Consider the following 13,382-nt stretch of genomic DNA (forward strand, 5'->3'; position numbering starts at 1 on the left):
GTCCACATCGACGGTATGATAAAATCTATGGATCGCAGATGATCTCTCTCCAAGGAGACCAATGAAGCCGCAGAATATTGCGAAAGAGGTGCTGGAGACGGAAGCCCAGGCACTCTTGAGTGCGATGCGCCGTATCGACGAAGCGTTCGACAAAGCGGTGGGCATTATGCACAGTACCGAAGGCAAATGCATTATTACGGGTATCGGGAAATCGGGGCTGATCGGCGCGAAGATCGCCGCGACGCTGGCAAGTACCGGTACGCCGAGCTTTTTTATCCATCCGACCGAGGCGCTGCATGGTGATCTGGGCATGATCGGCTCGAACGACTCGGTGCTGGCCATCAGTTATAGCGGCGAAAGCGAAGAGCTGATCCGTATCCTGCCCCATATCAAGCGGTTCGATATTCCGCTGATCGCGATGGCGGGCAACCCGGACTCGACCCTGGCGCGGTATGGGGATGTCTTTCTCTCGATCCATGTCGAGAAGGAGGCATGTCCGCTCAATGCGGCTCCGACATCTTCGACCACGCTGACACTGGCCCTCGGCGATGCACTCGCCGTGGCACTGATGAAGAAGCGCAATTTCAAAGCGGAAGATTTCGCCTCGTTCCATCCCGGCGGATCGCTCGGGAAGCGCCTTTTTGTAAAAATCGAGGATCTGATGCGACGGAAAAACCTTCCGAAAATCGCCCCGTCGACACCATTGAAAGAGGCGGTGGTGGTGATGAGTGAGGGACGTCTGGGGAATGTTCTGATCCTCGACGAGCATGAAAAACTGATTGGCGTCCTGAGTGACGGGGATGTCAGAAGGGCACTGATGAACGAGGACTTTTCGATTGAGAGCGAAGCCGTGAAGTATGCGAATCTTTCACCCAAGACATGCCGCAATCCCAGGATGCTGGCGGCCGAAGCGCTCGAGCTGATAGAAAACCACAAAATCCAGATGCTTCCGATCGTCGACGACGAGGGGCATGTCAAAGGTGTGTTGCACCTGCATGATCTGGTGGAAGCGGGAATCAAACGATGAGCCGGCCAAACAGTGCAATACGCTTGAACAAATTCATCTCCCACAATACGAAATACTCCCGTCGTGAAGCGGACAGGTTGATCGAAGAGGGACGGGTCGAGGTCAACGGCAAAGTGGTGACCGATCTTTCGACGAAAGTGACGGAAGAAGACAAGGTCAAAGTCAATGGACGCGTCGTCAAACCCAAATCGATGCACGAGATGACGGTCATCGTCTACCACAAACCCAAAGGGGAGCTGGTGACGAAAAAAGATCCGCAGGGGCGCAGAACGATTTACGACTCTCTGCCCAAGCGGTTTGCCCACTTCGTTCCGGTCGGCCGTCTTGACTTCGCCAGCGAAGGAGTGCTTCTGCTCACCGATTCCCCGCGAATCGCCGAGATTCTGATGCGCAGCAATCTCGAAAGAGTCTACAACCTGAAGATTCGTGGCAGCATTACCCACACGATGGAGAAGGCGATGCAGGAGGGGATTACGATCAAGGGGAAAAAGGGTGCCCATGAAAAGAGCAGAATCGATGAGATGGAGTTCGCCCCCTTTTTCGCCTATCAGATCCTGAAAAACGAATCCAACTATTCGAAAATCCGTGTGGCGATCGGGGAGGGAAAGAATCGCGAACTCCGCCGTTTTTTCGGACATTTTGACCGGGAAGTTCTCGATCTTCACCGTATCAGTTTCGGCGGGATCAGCCTCAACAACCTGCCCAAAGGGAAAACACGGTTTCTGACCCGGAAAGAGTACGATGACCTGCATGCGTTTATCAAGGCGCAGCAGGAGATGATCTATCGGGAGAAAAACGACAAACAGAGAAACGAGGAGTAGTCTGACATGATAGAGCTTACGATCAACACGCGCCATACATCCGAAATGGTGGATATTACCGAAGAGGTTCACGAAGCGGTCATCAAGAAAGGGATCAAGAGCGGGCTTGTGGCGGTATTTACACCCCATACGACAGCCAGCATCGTTCTGTTTGAAAATGTCGATCCCAAACTGCGACGCGATTTTCTCGAAGCGCTCGGCCGTATCGCACCGGCACAGCACGCCTACCACCATCAGGGCAGCAATGCGGCGGCACATATCAAATCGGCCATTTGCGGTGCACGTGTCGTTGTGCCGATGGAAAGCGCGAAACTTCAGCTCGGGAAGTGGCAAGGGATTTTTCTGAGCGAATTCGACGGTCCGCGCGAGCGAAAGGTCATCGTCCAAGTCATTCATGGCTAACTTCGCCCTTCTCTACCGCCCCCGTACGCTCGATGAGGTTGTCGGACAGGAGCATCTCCTCTCGCCGACGGCGCCGTTGCGGAATCTTATAGAAAACGATGCCCTTCAGCACAGCTTTTTCTATGGTCCGCCGGGTGTCGGCAAAACCACCCTCGCCCGTATCATCGCGGAGAAGCTCGACCGCCCCTTTTATGAGCTCAATGCGACCACACTGAAAGTCGACGAACTCCGGTCCATATTCAAACAATACATTCAGGCGCTCAGAAAACCACTTATTTTCGTCGATGAGGTACATCGGCTCTCCAGAACCCAGCAAGAGGTTCTTCTCCCTTTTATGGAGCGCTATGACGCTCTGATCATCGGAGCCTCTACGGAAAATCCCTACTTTTCCCTGACCGCGGCGATGCGCTCCAGATCGCTGCTGTTTGAGTTCAAACCACTGATGCGCGAAGATCTTTCCCGGATGCTCGAAATAGTTGTAGAGAAAGAGAGGCTCGATGTGGATGACGCTGCACGTGACTATCTTCTCGATTCAAGCGGTGGAGATATGCGGGCGATGCTCAATCTTCTCGAAGCGGCAGCGGTTATCGACGGAGCCATTACGGTGGAGCGTCTCAGGCAGTTGCGCCCCGCGGCACTGCATGACGGTTCGAACAGCAGCGATACCCACTACAACCTGATCAGTGCGATGATCAAAAGTATGCGGGGAAGCGACATCGACGCGGCCCTATATTGGATGGCACGTCTCATCGTCGGAGGTGAACCGCCGGAGTTCATCGCCAGGCGCATGGTCATCTTTGCCAGCGAAGATATCGGCAACGCCAATCCCAACGCTCTCGGCATCGCCGTCGACACGATGAACGCCGTCAGCCGTATCGGTTACCCGGAAGCCCGTATTATTCTCAGTCAATGCTGCGTCTATCTGGCAAGTTCTCCCAAATCGAACGCCGCCTATGTCGCCGTCAACAGGGCTGTCAAAGCGGTGGAAAAGGGGGATCTGCAGCCGGTACCGAAGCATCTGCGAAGCCCCGACCATCCCGGATACCTCTACCCTCACGATTTCGGCGGATGGGTTCAACAGTCCTATCTCGAAAAACCGCTGAAATTTTACGAATCGAAACGCGTCGGTTACGAAAAACGGCTGGACGAGTGGATCGAAAAGATCAAAGCCGGCAGCTGATCTCTGTGCTACTTCTCGATCCAGACAACTCCCACGCTTCTGCCTGTCGTCCTCTCCCTGCGATAGGAGAAGTAGTTGGGATTGCAGCAGGTGCAGATATCGGATATTTCGATATGCCGGCGCGTTATGCCCGACTGGAGCAACATCTCCCGATTGAGCTCCTGAAGGTTTAAAGAACGATCGTTCATATATGCGTCACCGAAATTTTTCCGGACGATCGCACCGATCTCCTCGCCTACTTCATAGCAACAGGCATGAATGGATGGTCCCATCGTGACCCGAATATCCTCCATCGCGGAACCGAAACGCTCTCCCATGGCTTCGGCTGTTTTGGATGCAACCTTCAAAAATGTGCCGTTGCGTCCGGCATGGACGGCGGCGATGACACCGCGTACGGGGTCGTGCAGGAGAATGGGAATGCAGTCGGCCACCATGACTGCCAGAGCGATACCGGGACGGTCGGTTACGAGAGCATCACAGGATGGGGGAGTCGTCTCTTCGACAGATTCCACTATCCGAATGCGGTCGCCATGAACCTGATCCATCCATGCGATATGTTCGGAGCCGATACGCCTTTGCAGCAGTATCCGGTTCCGATCCACGTGTTCCGGGAGATCACCGGTATGGTACGCAAGATTGAATGTGTCGTAGGGTGGCAGGCTTTCGCCGCCATGCCGGTCGGTAAAGAGAGTGCGGATGGTCATAGACGTTTCGCGGATGTCAGGGTGTAGCGGGCATAGACAAACGCAGATCCATCGACTATCCAGGACTCTTCCACCTCCCTGGGAAGCCTGATCCCGTCGACATCGCCATACTCCAGAATCCTCATTTGCCACCGCGAAGGCTGAAGGCCATTGTTCGTCGATCGAACTCTGTCGTCACTGTAAACGTTGCGGATCTCTCCATTTTCGTCCCACACCAACGTGACCGATGCCGTCAGATTCCCGTCGTGAATGGTCGCTCTGATCTCTCTTTCGCCCTCCGGTTCATATGTGATGCAGTCACATGCCAGCAGAAGGGGATTGAAAAGGCCGTAGGCGAGAATGCGTGCGAGTTCGGAGCGGGCAAAGGGCTCCGAATCGTATTCGCCGGTCGGAATGATGCCGAAAATCAGCATCTGCATCGTCGAATGGGCAGCGTGATAGGTTTCGAGGGCATTGAACGTTATAAGAGGGTTGGCGTCGAGGCGGACGGCCCAGAGCATATCGGGTGTCGCACGAAGAAGAGCGAGTGCGTGCATTGCGATCGCTTTGGATGCGGGTTTTCTTTTGTAGGTGCCGTCGAGCTGGATCAGTATCGTACGATAATCCTTTGCCTGGATGTTGGATTTTGTCAGGTATTGCCGGATGGGTGTCGGAATTTCCGACCGCTTTGTGATGGATGCGTTGTTTTCGGTAAACGCTTTGGCGAGCGACTGGAACGTCGCATCGAAACTGGCCTGGCCATACCAGACAAATCCGACATTGAGAAGTACGAACATCACAATGAGGGCGGCGATTTTTTTGATGACGGGAGGCACACGATCTCCTTTGCAGACTGAAATGAGTGGAAAATTATAGCAATATTTACTTTCTGTTTACCATTCGTTGGAGCGTGTTTACTTTACATGGTCTACAATACGAATAACCATATGACAAGGCGTCGATGGTTTTGGATCTCTTTCAAACCCTATGCAAGCAAATTGCATTCTTACTCCCTTGGGCACCTTGTAGGGGTGCCTTGCAATACTGCCTCCTTTCCTTAGACCATACCATCGCATAGGGTTTGAATGAGTGCCAAGCACTCGTAGAGGATACGCAAAGAACCAATCCAGATATGACAGAACAACAGAAAAAATGATGAAAAAGGAGTTTTTCTATGGCGAAAAAAAGCATATGGATTTCGACACTGTTGGCTGCGTCGCTGCTGGCCGCCAATGTTCAGTTTGAAGAGGCACCATCCGCGATGCGTGTCATGCCGGAAGCGGGCAAAGTGCTTTCGTTCAACAAGGCGATCGAACATGCAAGCCGGTGCGTCGTCAATATTTCGGCCAAGAAAAAGGTCAAACAGAATATTCCCCAATCTTTTATGGACCCCTTTTTCAGACAGTTTTTCAATATGCCCTATGGCCAGATCATGCCGCGTGAACGTATCGAGCGTTCTCTCGGTTCCGGTGTGATCGTCACGAAAGATGGATATATCATCACCAACAACCATGTCGTCGACGGTGCGGACGAGGTTCGCGTGACGCTGCCGGGTGAAACGAAAGAGTATCGGGCGAAAATCATCGGTACCGACCCGAAAACCGATATCGCGGTCATCAAGATCGAAGGAAAAGGTCTTCCCTCCATCGCAATGGGCGATTCGGACACCCTGAAATCCGGCGACCTCGTTTTCGCCATCGGCAATCCGTTCGGTGTCGGCGAGAGTGTCAGCCAGGGAATCATTTCGGCGCTGGGAAAAGACAGCATGGGGATCAACCAGTATGAAAATTTCATTCAGACCGATGCGGCAATCAACCCGGGCAACAGCGGCGGGGCACTGGTCGACAGCCGGGGCGTGCTGATCGGAATCAACAGTGCGATTTTGACACGAAGCGGAGCCAACAATGGAATCGGGTTCGCGATTCCGATCAACATGGTCAAGCGTGTTGCCACGCAGCTGATCGAAAATGGAAAAGTCGAATATGGGTATCTGGGTGTCAGCATCAGCGATCTCGGTTCCGACCTTCGCAAAGTATACAAGCACAAAGAGGGGGCTGTCGTGCTCAATGTCGACGACGACACGCCTGCGAAGAAGGCCGGCTTGAAACGTGGCGATCTGATTGTCGAAGTCAACGGAAAGGAGATCAAAGATGCGAGCGATCTGAAGAATCTGATCGGTTCGATCCCTCCAGGCAAAGAGGTTGCCATTACATTCGAACGCAACAAACATCTTAAAAGCGTCACCGTGAAACTGGCGAAGTTTCCGGAGAGTCAATTCAAAATTGTGGGTGACAAAGGGGTTGTCAGCGGGTTGACACTTCAGAATCTTTCACCGCAGATCCGTAATCAGCTCGGTATTCCGGATGATATTGAAGGGGTGATCGTCACCGAGGTCAAACAGGAGAGCGAGGCCGATAAAGCCGGATTTATGCCGGGAGATATTATCATTCAGATAGAAGACACGATGATCAAAAACGTGGACGATGTCGAAAAGGCGATGAGAAAATACGAGGGCAAAAAACGTGTCTATATCAATCGTCGCGGCATGATACGTATTCTGGTCGTCGAATAAAGGGTGTAGATGGTCAAAGTGCTGATGATAGAAGACGACGAGGAGCTCGCGGAAATTCTGAGTGAATATCTGCAGCGTTTCAATATTCGGGTCATCTCGGTTCCGGACCCCTTTCTCGGATTGAGCGAGCTCGAAACGGAGCACTTTGACCTTGTCATTCTCGATCTGACACTGCCGGGAATGGATGGTCTGGAAGTGTGTGAACAGATTCGCAAAAAGACGGACATTCCCATCATCATCTCCTCGGCCCGGAGCGATATCACCGACAAGATCGTCGGACTCGAAAAGGGAGCCGATGACTACCTGCCGAAACCGTACGATCCGCGCGAGCTGGTGGCGAGGATCAAAACGATTCTGCGCCGTATCGGACGTGACAAGAGTGAAGGGGAAGGCAAAAAAGCTGACCTTTTTCTCGACGAAGCGACGAAGATGATCTATCTCTACGGCGAGCCCCTCAATCTTACGGCCGCAGAATATGGCATACTCGCCTATCTGCTCGAGCATGCCAACGAAGTGGTGTCGCGGGAAGACCTGATCTACAATGTCGATGCCGTCCACGAGGAGAGCTCGCTGAAGAGCATCGACGTAATCATCAGCCGTATTCGCCACAAACTTGGAGATAACCCGAAAAACCCCCGTTTTATCCGTTCGGTGCGTGGCCTGGGATACCGTTTGACGCCATGAGGATAGGGTATTGAGACGGGTTTCGATCTTTGTCTTCATAGCGGCGATCTTTGCCATCGCCTTTCTGGCAGCCGGTACCGCCTTCTACTTCTACAGCGTCAACGACCGATTCCGCCACAATCAGATGGTCGTCCAGCGCAATATCCTCTTTGCCCAGAACATTCTTCTGCGGATCGAGCGCGGTGACACGGCCGAAGAGATTGCGGAGACGACCAAAAAGTATGGGATGAAGTGGATCCTGGACAAGGAGGAGGGGAAGGCACTCCTGATGGGCGCCAAACTACTGGGGCGCCAGCCGACGCCTTCGGGCTTTATCGACATGCTCAAAAAGGAGGATCATATCTATGTCCTCATCAACGCCCGGGGCAAACTGATTCTCTTTGAAGATCTGAAATTCAGGCCCTACAATCCGCTGGTGGTCTGGGTCTATTTCGGATTGACGGCACTGATTATACTCTTGATTTTCTGGGCGATCTGGTTCAAACTGCGTCCGTTGAAATATCTGCAGCGATGTATCAGGAAGTTCGGAGAGGGAGAGCTGCAGATTCACTGCAGGATCGACGGAAGCGACGAGATCGCCCAGGTCTCCCAGGCGATCGACGAAGCGATCGGGCGGATCCGGCTGCTCATCAGTTCCCGAAATCTCTTTATCCGCAATATCATGCACGAACTCAAGACGCCGCTGACCAAGGGGTTGCTGACGGTACAGATGCTGCCGGAGTGCAAACAGAAAGAGCGTCTCGAACGCATCTTCATGCGTCTTGACAGCACAATCAGCGAATTTGGAACGATCGAGCAGCTCAGCAGCGGGCAGTTTCCTCTCAATATCCGTCCCATCGTCATGCAGGATCTCGTCGACCAGGCGATCGATCTGGCGATGATCGAAAAGGAGAGGGGGAGTTACGAGATCAAGCCGGCACGTATCGAGGGGGACTTCAAGCTGCTCAGTATCGCACTCAAAAATCTGATCGACAATGCAATCAAATACTCGTCGGACAAAACGTTCCATCTCATCGCGGATGAACATGCGATCGTGGTTGAAAACCGCGGGGAGAAGCTGCCCCACGCATTGAGCTACTATATTCAGCCATATACGCAGGGCAATGATGCGATCAGCGGACTGGGGTTGGGGCTCTATATCGTCGACATGATTACCAAAGCGCACGGCTTCACGTTCGAGTACCGATACCGGAATGGAAAGAGCCGATTCATAATTAGATTTTAAAGATAATAGTGTATAATTTCGGTCCCGGTTGACCCGTTAGCTCAGCTGGTAGAGCAATTCCCTTTTAAGGAATGGGCCGTTGGTTCGAATCCAACACGGGTCACCATCGATCACGGTTGATCGGACGATGAAAGTGTAAAGCTTCACGCTCTTACGCCGTCTTCGGGTGCGCAGGCGCACATCGAATCGGCTTGCGAAGCTAAAAACGCAAAGCAGTTTGCGTTTTCCTGACGCTTCTCAGGTTCGAATCCAACACGGGTCACCATCGATAGTTATAATATTTTTTCTCTTCGGCGCGGTGGTAGTTCAGCTGGTTAGAATACCGCCCTGTCACGGCGGGGGTCGCGGGTTCGAATCCCGTCCACCGCGCCATCCACTTCAAGCTTTCATCCCGACAAAAACACAATCTTTCAAAGATACTTTTCAACCCGCTTCGCCTGACGTCTGCGGCTTCACTTCGCTCCGATTGCACCGTCGTGCGGTGCTGAAAAAGCGAAGCAGTTCACTTTTCCTTGACGCACCTCCGGTTCGAATCCCGTGCAGCGCGCCATTGTCTGTTATCCACGCAACAATACTCAAAACGCAGTACTCGATACTCAACACTACCCTGCAATTTCTCTCAATCGCACTTTGAGCAGACCGAAAAACTCGTGGAGCGCCCGGTAACTGTTGAGCAGTGCCCACATCGAGGGGACGAAGTCGCGCCAGTCGGTCGGTTTGGTATCGTCAATGTAGAAATTGACGGCAGCCGGATAGAGATGTTCGACGCCGGCCAGGCGAAACAGGCGCAGAGCACGGGTCATATGGTAGGCGGACGTGACGAGAATGATGGTCGGATTCTCCTTTTCGATCATGTGTATCGAATATTTCGCGTTTTCGAATGTATCGCTGCTTTGTGTTTCCGGAATGATGGCGAAATGGTCGACATACCGTGTCGATACGTTTAGATCGTCGGCAAGAATCGGTCGCAATGTCCGGAGTGAATCGAGAAGTCCCTGAAATTCGTTGTAACCTCCGTCACCTGTCCCGCTGACGATCATAGGGATGTCCAGCCTTCTGGCGATCGCCAGGCCGTAGATGTGTCGTTTGAAGGCTTCATCGATCAGAGGGATGGGGTTGCCGCGTATATTGCCGCCGCCAAGCGTCACGACAGCGTCGGCATGTAGAGGCAGATGGGTGTTTTTGTACGGTGTTTCGTAATGCGAAAGAAGCCGGTCGGCAATCGGATGGATGCTGAGAGCATAGAACAGAACGGCTGTCGATGCAAGCAGCCAGCGAAATTTTTTCACAAATAATGCCAAAGCCGCCAGAATTGTGATGAAAAGACCCGGCGGCAGGAAAAAGGCGGTGAAAATCTTCGAAAAGATGTAGATCAAAAGAGTGTCACACCTTTTTCACCCAGTTTCAGTGATCCGATGACATAGCCGTCGCTTTGGGCAAGCACGTCGTCCACGTTGTCGGGGCTGACGACGAGGACCATGCCGACACCCATATTGAATGTGCGGAACATCTCCTCTTTGGCGACATGTTCGCCGATGAGATCGAAGATGGGGAGGGTTCGGATTTTCTCCACCTCTATGACGGCATGCATATTCTCCGGAAGAACACGCGGAAGGTTCTCTACCAGCCCTCCCCCAGTAATGTGGGCCAGGGCATTGATCTTCTCTTTCAGCGCCTTGAACGTCTTGACATAGATACGGGTCGGTGCCAGAAGTGTCTCGATCAGCGGTTTGCCGTCGAACGTCTCGTCGAACCGCATCCCGAGTTTTTCGAACAGCAGTTTGCGGACCAGTGAAAATCCGTTGGAATGGATGCCGCTGCTCGGCAATGCCACAAGCAGATCGCCCTCCTTCACGTAGTTGAGGCGATTCATTTCACTCTTTTCGGCGATACCGACCGAGAATCCCGCCAGGTCAAAATCGTTCTCGCTGTACATGCCGGGCATCTCCGCTGTCTCTCCGCCGATCAGGGCGCATTCGCTCTGCCGGCACCCTTCGGCAATCCCTTCGACGACCGCTTTGGCATCTTCGACGTCGAGCCGCCCTGTCGCATAGTAGTCGAGAAAGAAGAGGGGTGTGCCGAAATTGCAGATGAGGTCGTTGACACACATTGCGACAAGATCGATACCGACCGTGTCGAGTCTGCCGCTCTCGATGGCCAGCTTCAGCTTCGTACCCACACCGTCGGTGGCCGCCAGCATAACCGGTTCCCTGTACCCCTCCGGCATGGCGTAGGCGCCGGCGAATGAACCGATGCCGCCGATCACATTGGCGTCGAAAGTCGATTTGACGGCAGGTTTGATCGCCTCGACGAATGCGTTGCCGGCATCGATATCGACCCCGGCATCTTTGTAACTGACGTTACTCATTATCGCTCTTCTCGTTATTCCAGTTACAGGGGCCGAACACTTTGTTGAAGAACCAGAGAGATGGACAGAAATTGGTAAATGCCCAGACCAGCATCATCAGAATGATGAAAACCTGCAATGCTACACCGATTTTGAGAGAGAGTGCGTCGCCGGCCGCACCCTGTGCAAGAAACATCAGAGCGATTCCCAGCATGATGGCCGTCAAAATCCGTTGAACTCTTTCTGCGCACATATGATTGCCTCCAATGGATAAAATTTTGCAAAATTATATCACAATTAACCGTTCGACAGATGCTTCCGGATCGAAGCGATTTTCTGCTTCATCCGGCCGCTTTTTCCTTTACGGATATCCATTTTGATCGTCGTATAGACACGGTTGCAGTCGGGTTCCAGGACCGAATAGGCGAGGTTGATGACCGCCGTCGCCTCTTCAACGGTTTCGCATTCGAAAATCGTTCCCATCGGGGTCAGTTGAAACGTGATGCCATTCTCCTCGAAAACCTTCATGATCCGGCTGACATAGGCACTGACACTCTCTCCCTTGTCGGTTGGAAACATGGCGAATTCTACCAGTGCGCTCATATTCACTCCTTAGCGTTTTTGGAGTATTATAACCGATAATCTAACTTGTAGGGGATTCGAGCGGATGATCAAACACAGCGGCAAAGTACAGTTTCTCTTCTGGCTCTTCTCCGTTGCCGTCATGCTCTACATCTGGATCGTCTGGACAGCCGTGCAGACCTTCATACTGGTCGAAGGCCCCATAGAGGAGCTGCCCCAGGAGAAGATCGCGCTCATTTTCATTCTCTACGGACTTCTGGCTCTCAGTACGCTGGCGGGTACCGTCATCTCCATCTTCATCGGCAACAAACGGTACACCAACCGTTTCGGAGCGATGTTTCTGATCATTTTCATAACCTTTCTCGCCGGCAAAAGCATTTTTGGTTAAAAACGCTTTAAACCGATTTTGCTACAATCGTTCAAAATTTCTTATCGGAGTCTGGTATGTGGTTGACGCAGGGTGTCATTGATATTGTAAAAAACGAATATAACGTGAAAGAGAAACTGTTCGATCAGGGAGGCGTAACCATTTTCGATTCGGGCTATTTCGGAAAAATTCTCGTCGAAGATGATCAGGCGCTCTATTGTGAACACGACAGTGCGATGCGGCATGAAATTCTGGCCCATACTGCCATGTGTTCGCACGAAGAACCCAAAAAGGTACTGGTCATCGACGGCGGTGATGGTGCGGTGGTCTCCGAGCTGCTGAAACATAAAGATGTCATCATCGATGTTGTCGAACGCGATGGCGACATTGTCGATGCCGCACAGGTGTTTGGATGCTACGAAAAGGCGCTCGAAGAGGAGAGGGTTTCATTCCGCATATGCGATACCCTCCAGTTTCTGGCCGATGCAAAAGAGAGACACTACGACATCGTTATCATTAACCGGTTCGACGAACTCTATCTCGATGACAAGGTTGTCATGGCGCACGTCAACCGTATATTGACAGAAAAGGGACTGGTTGTCATGGATGCGGGCAGTCAGCTTTTCGATATGTCCGGCCACAAAGAGGTGCTCTCTGCACTCTGCAACGAATTCAAAATTGTCATGCCATTCCGATATACCTCGATGGTACGCGTTGGCGGGGAGCAGTGGTTCGCCCTTGGAAGCAAATTTTTCCATCCGACTGCCGACGTCAATCTCCAGCGCGCCGATCTGACGGATGGGCTTACATGGTACAACAGCGATCTGCATATCGCGCAGTTCGCCCTGCCGACAGCGACGTTCAACCTTCTGAAAGAGTATATCAGGCGCTGATATGGCATTTCAATACGCCGTGGCCCTTACGGGAGGCATAGCAAGCGGAAAATCGACCGTTTGCAACCTTCTGAAGCTCTATGGGCTGCGCATCATCGATGCCGATCAGATCGCCAGAGACCAGATCGACAAAGAGGCAGCGGCCATAGCCGAGATATTTGGCAAAGAGTATGTAAAGGATGGAAAAGTCGACCGAAAAGCACTGGGCAGACTCATATTCAGTGACGAAGGTGCCCGCAGAGAACTCGAGCGTTTTCTGCATCCAAAAATCAGGGAAGAGATCTACCGCCAAAGTGAAACGCAGGATGCACTCAAAGGTCCCTATATCGTCGACATTCCACTCTTTTTCGAAACAGCGAACTATCCCATAAAAGATGTGATTGTCGTCTATGCCCCCCGAGAGATTCAGAAAAAACGGCTGATCGAGCGGGAAGGCATGAGTGAAGAGGAGGCCGAAGCGCGTCTCAACGCCCAGATGGATATCGAAGAGAAGCGCAAAAGGGCGACGTGGGTCATCGACAACAGCACCAACCTTAAACATCTTCAGCGTGAAACGGAACGCGTCTTCAACGAAATCACCAAATCACGGTAATCAAACT

16 protein-coding genes and 2 tRNA genes are annotated in these 13,382 nt (G+C 52.4%); 12 read left to right on the forward strand and 6 right to left on the reverse strand.

What is annotated here, in order from left to right:
• Window positions 1-61: 61 nt before the first annotated feature.
• From Q1K24_RS02965 to Q1K24_RS02980, 4 genes are read left to right on the forward strand one after another with little or no spacing between them, the layout of a single operon-like run.
• A complete protein-coding gene (locus Q1K24_RS02965; protein ID WP_300365717.1) occupies window positions 62-1,027 on the forward strand; it encodes a KpsF/GutQ family sugar-phosphate isomerase in 966 nt (321 codons plus the stop codon).
• A complete protein-coding gene (locus tag Q1K24_RS02970) occupies window positions 1,024-1,848 on the forward strand; it encodes a pseudouridine synthase (RefSeq protein ID WP_300365720.1) in 825 nt (274 codons plus the stop codon). The genes Q1K24_RS02965 and Q1K24_RS02970 overlap by 4 nt, the downstream gene beginning before the upstream one ends.
• Window positions 1,849-1,854: 6 nt before the next feature.
• Window positions 1,855-2,250, forward strand: a complete 396-nt coding sequence (locus tag Q1K24_RS02975) for a secondary thiamine-phosphate synthase enzyme YjbQ (protein ID WP_300365723.1) — start codon at window positions 1,855-1,857, stop codon at window positions 2,248-2,250.
• Window positions 2,243-3,430: a replication-associated recombination protein A gene (locus Q1K24_RS02980; protein ID WP_300365726.1), complete on the forward strand. Its 1,188-nt coding sequence runs from the start codon at window positions 2,243-2,245 to the stop codon at window positions 3,428-3,430. Before Q1K24_RS02975 ends, Q1K24_RS02980 begins: the two co-directional genes overlap by 8 nt.
• Window positions 3,431-3,438: 8 nt before the next feature.
• On the opposite strand, the gene pgeF is transcribed toward Q1K24_RS02980, so the two are convergent.
• Both pgeF and Q1K24_RS02990 read right to left on the reverse strand, forming a co-directional pair.
• Window positions 3,439-4,134 (reverse strand): peptidoglycan editing factor PgeF, encoded by a 696-nt coding sequence (pgeF, locus tag Q1K24_RS02985; protein WP_300365729.1) that lies wholly within the window; start codon window positions 4,132-4,134, stop codon window positions 3,439-3,441.
• Entirely contained in the window at window positions 4,131-4,949 is an 819-nt protein-coding gene (locus Q1K24_RS02990; RefSeq protein ID WP_300365732.1) for a DUF6544 family protein, read from the reverse strand. The genes pgeF and Q1K24_RS02990 overlap by 4 nt, the downstream gene beginning before the upstream one ends.
• 338 nt (window positions 4,950-5,287) lie before the next feature.
• Here Q1K24_RS02990 and Q1K24_RS02995 point away from each other — a divergent pair, with 338 nt between their 5' ends.
• The 5 genes from Q1K24_RS02995 (at window position 5,288) to Q1K24_RS03015 (ending at window position 8,966) form a co-directional block, all read left to right on the forward strand.
• Window positions 5,288-6,685, forward strand: coding sequence for a DegQ family serine endoprotease (locus Q1K24_RS02995; RefSeq protein ID WP_300365735.1), 1,398 nt, complete (start codon window positions 5,288-5,290; stop codon window positions 6,683-6,685).
• A gap of 9 nt (window positions 6,686-6,694) precedes the next feature.
• Window positions 6,695-7,369 (forward strand): response regulator transcription factor, encoded by a 675-nt coding sequence (locus Q1K24_RS03000; protein ID WP_300365737.1) that lies wholly within the window; start codon window positions 6,695-6,697, stop codon window positions 7,367-7,369.
• Between the two features lie 10 nt (window positions 7,370-7,379).
• Entirely contained in the window at window positions 7,380-8,594 is a 1,215-nt protein-coding gene (locus tag Q1K24_RS03005; protein ID WP_300365740.1) for an ArsS family sensor histidine kinase, read from the forward strand.
• A 30-nt stretch (window positions 8,595-8,624) separates the two neighbouring features.
• A tRNA-Lys gene (locus Q1K24_RS03010) sits at window positions 8,625-8,700 on the forward strand.
• 189 nt (window positions 8,701-8,889) lie between these two features.
• Window positions 8,890-8,966 (forward strand) — tRNA-Asp (locus Q1K24_RS03015).
• A gap of 230 nt (window positions 8,967-9,196) precedes the next feature.
• On the opposite strand, the gene Q1K24_RS03020 is transcribed toward Q1K24_RS03015, so the two are convergent.
• The 4 genes from Q1K24_RS03020 to Q1K24_RS03035 are packed head-to-tail and all read right to left on the reverse strand — an operon-like array spanning window position 9,197 to window position 11,544.
• The gene (locus tag Q1K24_RS03020; protein ID WP_300365743.1) at window positions 9,197-9,970 is read right to left on the reverse strand and encodes a YdcF family protein; all 774 of its coding nucleotides are present in this window, start codon (window positions 9,968-9,970) and stop codon (window positions 9,197-9,199) included.
• Complete coding sequence (gene purM, locus Q1K24_RS03025) at window positions 9,967-10,962, reverse strand: phosphoribosylformylglycinamidine cyclo-ligase (RefSeq protein WP_300365746.1); 996 nt, start codon at window positions 10,960-10,962, stop codon at window positions 9,967-9,969. Before purM ends, Q1K24_RS03020 begins: the two co-directional genes overlap by 4 nt.
• A complete protein-coding gene (locus Q1K24_RS03030) occupies window positions 10,955-11,194 on the reverse strand; it encodes a phosphoribosylaminoimidazole synthetase (RefSeq protein ID WP_300365749.1) in 240 nt (79 codons plus the stop codon). Before Q1K24_RS03030 ends, purM begins: the two co-directional genes overlap by 8 nt.
• 44 nt (window positions 11,195-11,238) lie before the next feature.
• Window positions 11,239-11,544 (reverse strand): MTH1187 family thiamine-binding protein, encoded by a 306-nt coding sequence (locus tag Q1K24_RS03035; RefSeq protein WP_300365751.1) that lies wholly within the window; start codon window positions 11,542-11,544, stop codon window positions 11,239-11,241.
• A gap of 64 nt (window positions 11,545-11,608) precedes the next feature.
• Here Q1K24_RS03035 and Q1K24_RS03040 point away from each other — a divergent pair, with 64 nt between their 5' ends.
• The 3 genes from Q1K24_RS03040 to coaE are packed head-to-tail and all read left to right on the forward strand — an operon-like array spanning window position 11,609 to window position 13,375.
• Window positions 11,609-11,911 carry a hypothetical protein gene (locus tag Q1K24_RS03040; RefSeq protein WP_300365754.1) on the forward strand — a complete coding sequence of 101 codons (303 nt, stop codon included), beginning with the start codon at window positions 11,609-11,611 and terminating at the stop codon, window positions 11,909-11,911.
• A gap of 56 nt (window positions 11,912-11,967) precedes the next feature.
• Window positions 11,968-12,783, forward strand: coding sequence for a hypothetical protein (locus tag Q1K24_RS03045; RefSeq protein WP_300365757.1), 816 nt, complete (start codon window positions 11,968-11,970; stop codon window positions 12,781-12,783).
• 1 nt (window position 12,784) lies between these two features.
• Window positions 12,785-13,375, forward strand: coding sequence for a dephospho-CoA kinase (gene coaE, locus Q1K24_RS03050; protein ID WP_300365759.1), 591 nt, complete (start codon window positions 12,785-12,787; stop codon window positions 13,373-13,375).
• Window positions 13,376-13,382: the final 7 nt, after the last annotated feature.

The sequence above is a fragment of the Hydrogenimonas sp. genome (genome assembly GCF_029932565.1).
Taxonomy (GTDB): Bacteria; Campylobacterota; Campylobacteria; order Campylobacterales; family Hydrogenimonadaceae; genus Hydrogenimonas.

Bases quoted from the DNA above. Each gene is read 5' to 3' on its own strand.
- Q1K24_RS02965 (WP_300365717.1), top strand. From the start codon at position 62: ATGAAGCCGCAGAATATTGCGAAAGAGGTGCTGGAGACGGAAGCCCAG.
- Q1K24_RS02970 (WP_300365720.1), top strand. From the start codon at position 1,024: ATGAGCCGGCCAAACAGTGCAATACGCTTGAACAAATTCATCTCCCAC.
- Q1K24_RS02975 (WP_300365723.1), top strand. From the start codon at position 1,855: ATGATAGAGCTTACGATCAACACGCGCCATACATCCGAAATGGTGGAT.
- Q1K24_RS02980 (WP_300365726.1), top strand. From the start codon at position 2,243: ATGGCTAACTTCGCCCTTCTCTACCGCCCCCGTACGCTCGATGAGGTT.
- pgeF (WP_300365729.1), bottom strand. From the start codon at position 4,134: ATGACCATCCGCACTCTCTTTACCGACCGGCATGGCGGCGAAAGCCTG.
- Q1K24_RS02995 (WP_300365735.1), top strand. From the start codon at position 5,288: ATGGCGAAAAAAAGCATATGGATTTCGACACTGTTGGCTGCGTCGCTG.
- Q1K24_RS03000 (WP_300365737.1), top strand. From the start codon at position 6,695: ATGGTCAAAGTGCTGATGATAGAAGACGACGAGGAGCTCGCGGAAATT.
- purM (WP_300365746.1), bottom strand. From the start codon at position 10,962: ATGAGTAACGTCAGTTACAAAGATGCCGGGGTCGATATCGATGCCGGC.
- Q1K24_RS03030 (WP_300365749.1), bottom strand. From the start codon at position 11,194: ATGTGCGCAGAAAGAGTTCAACGGATTTTGACGGCCATCATGCTGGGA.
- Q1K24_RS03035 (WP_300365751.1), bottom strand. From the start codon at position 11,544: ATGAGCGCACTGGTAGAATTCGCCATGTTTCCAACCGACAAGGGAGAG.
- Q1K24_RS03040 (WP_300365754.1), top strand. From the start codon at position 11,609: ATGATCAAACACAGCGGCAAAGTACAGTTTCTCTTCTGGCTCTTCTCC.
- Q1K24_RS03045 (WP_300365757.1), top strand. From the start codon at position 11,968: ATGTGGTTGACGCAGGGTGTCATTGATATTGTAAAAAACGAATATAAC.
- coaE (WP_300365759.1), top strand. From the start codon at position 12,785: ATGGCATTTCAATACGCCGTGGCCCTTACGGGAGGCATAGCAAGCGGA.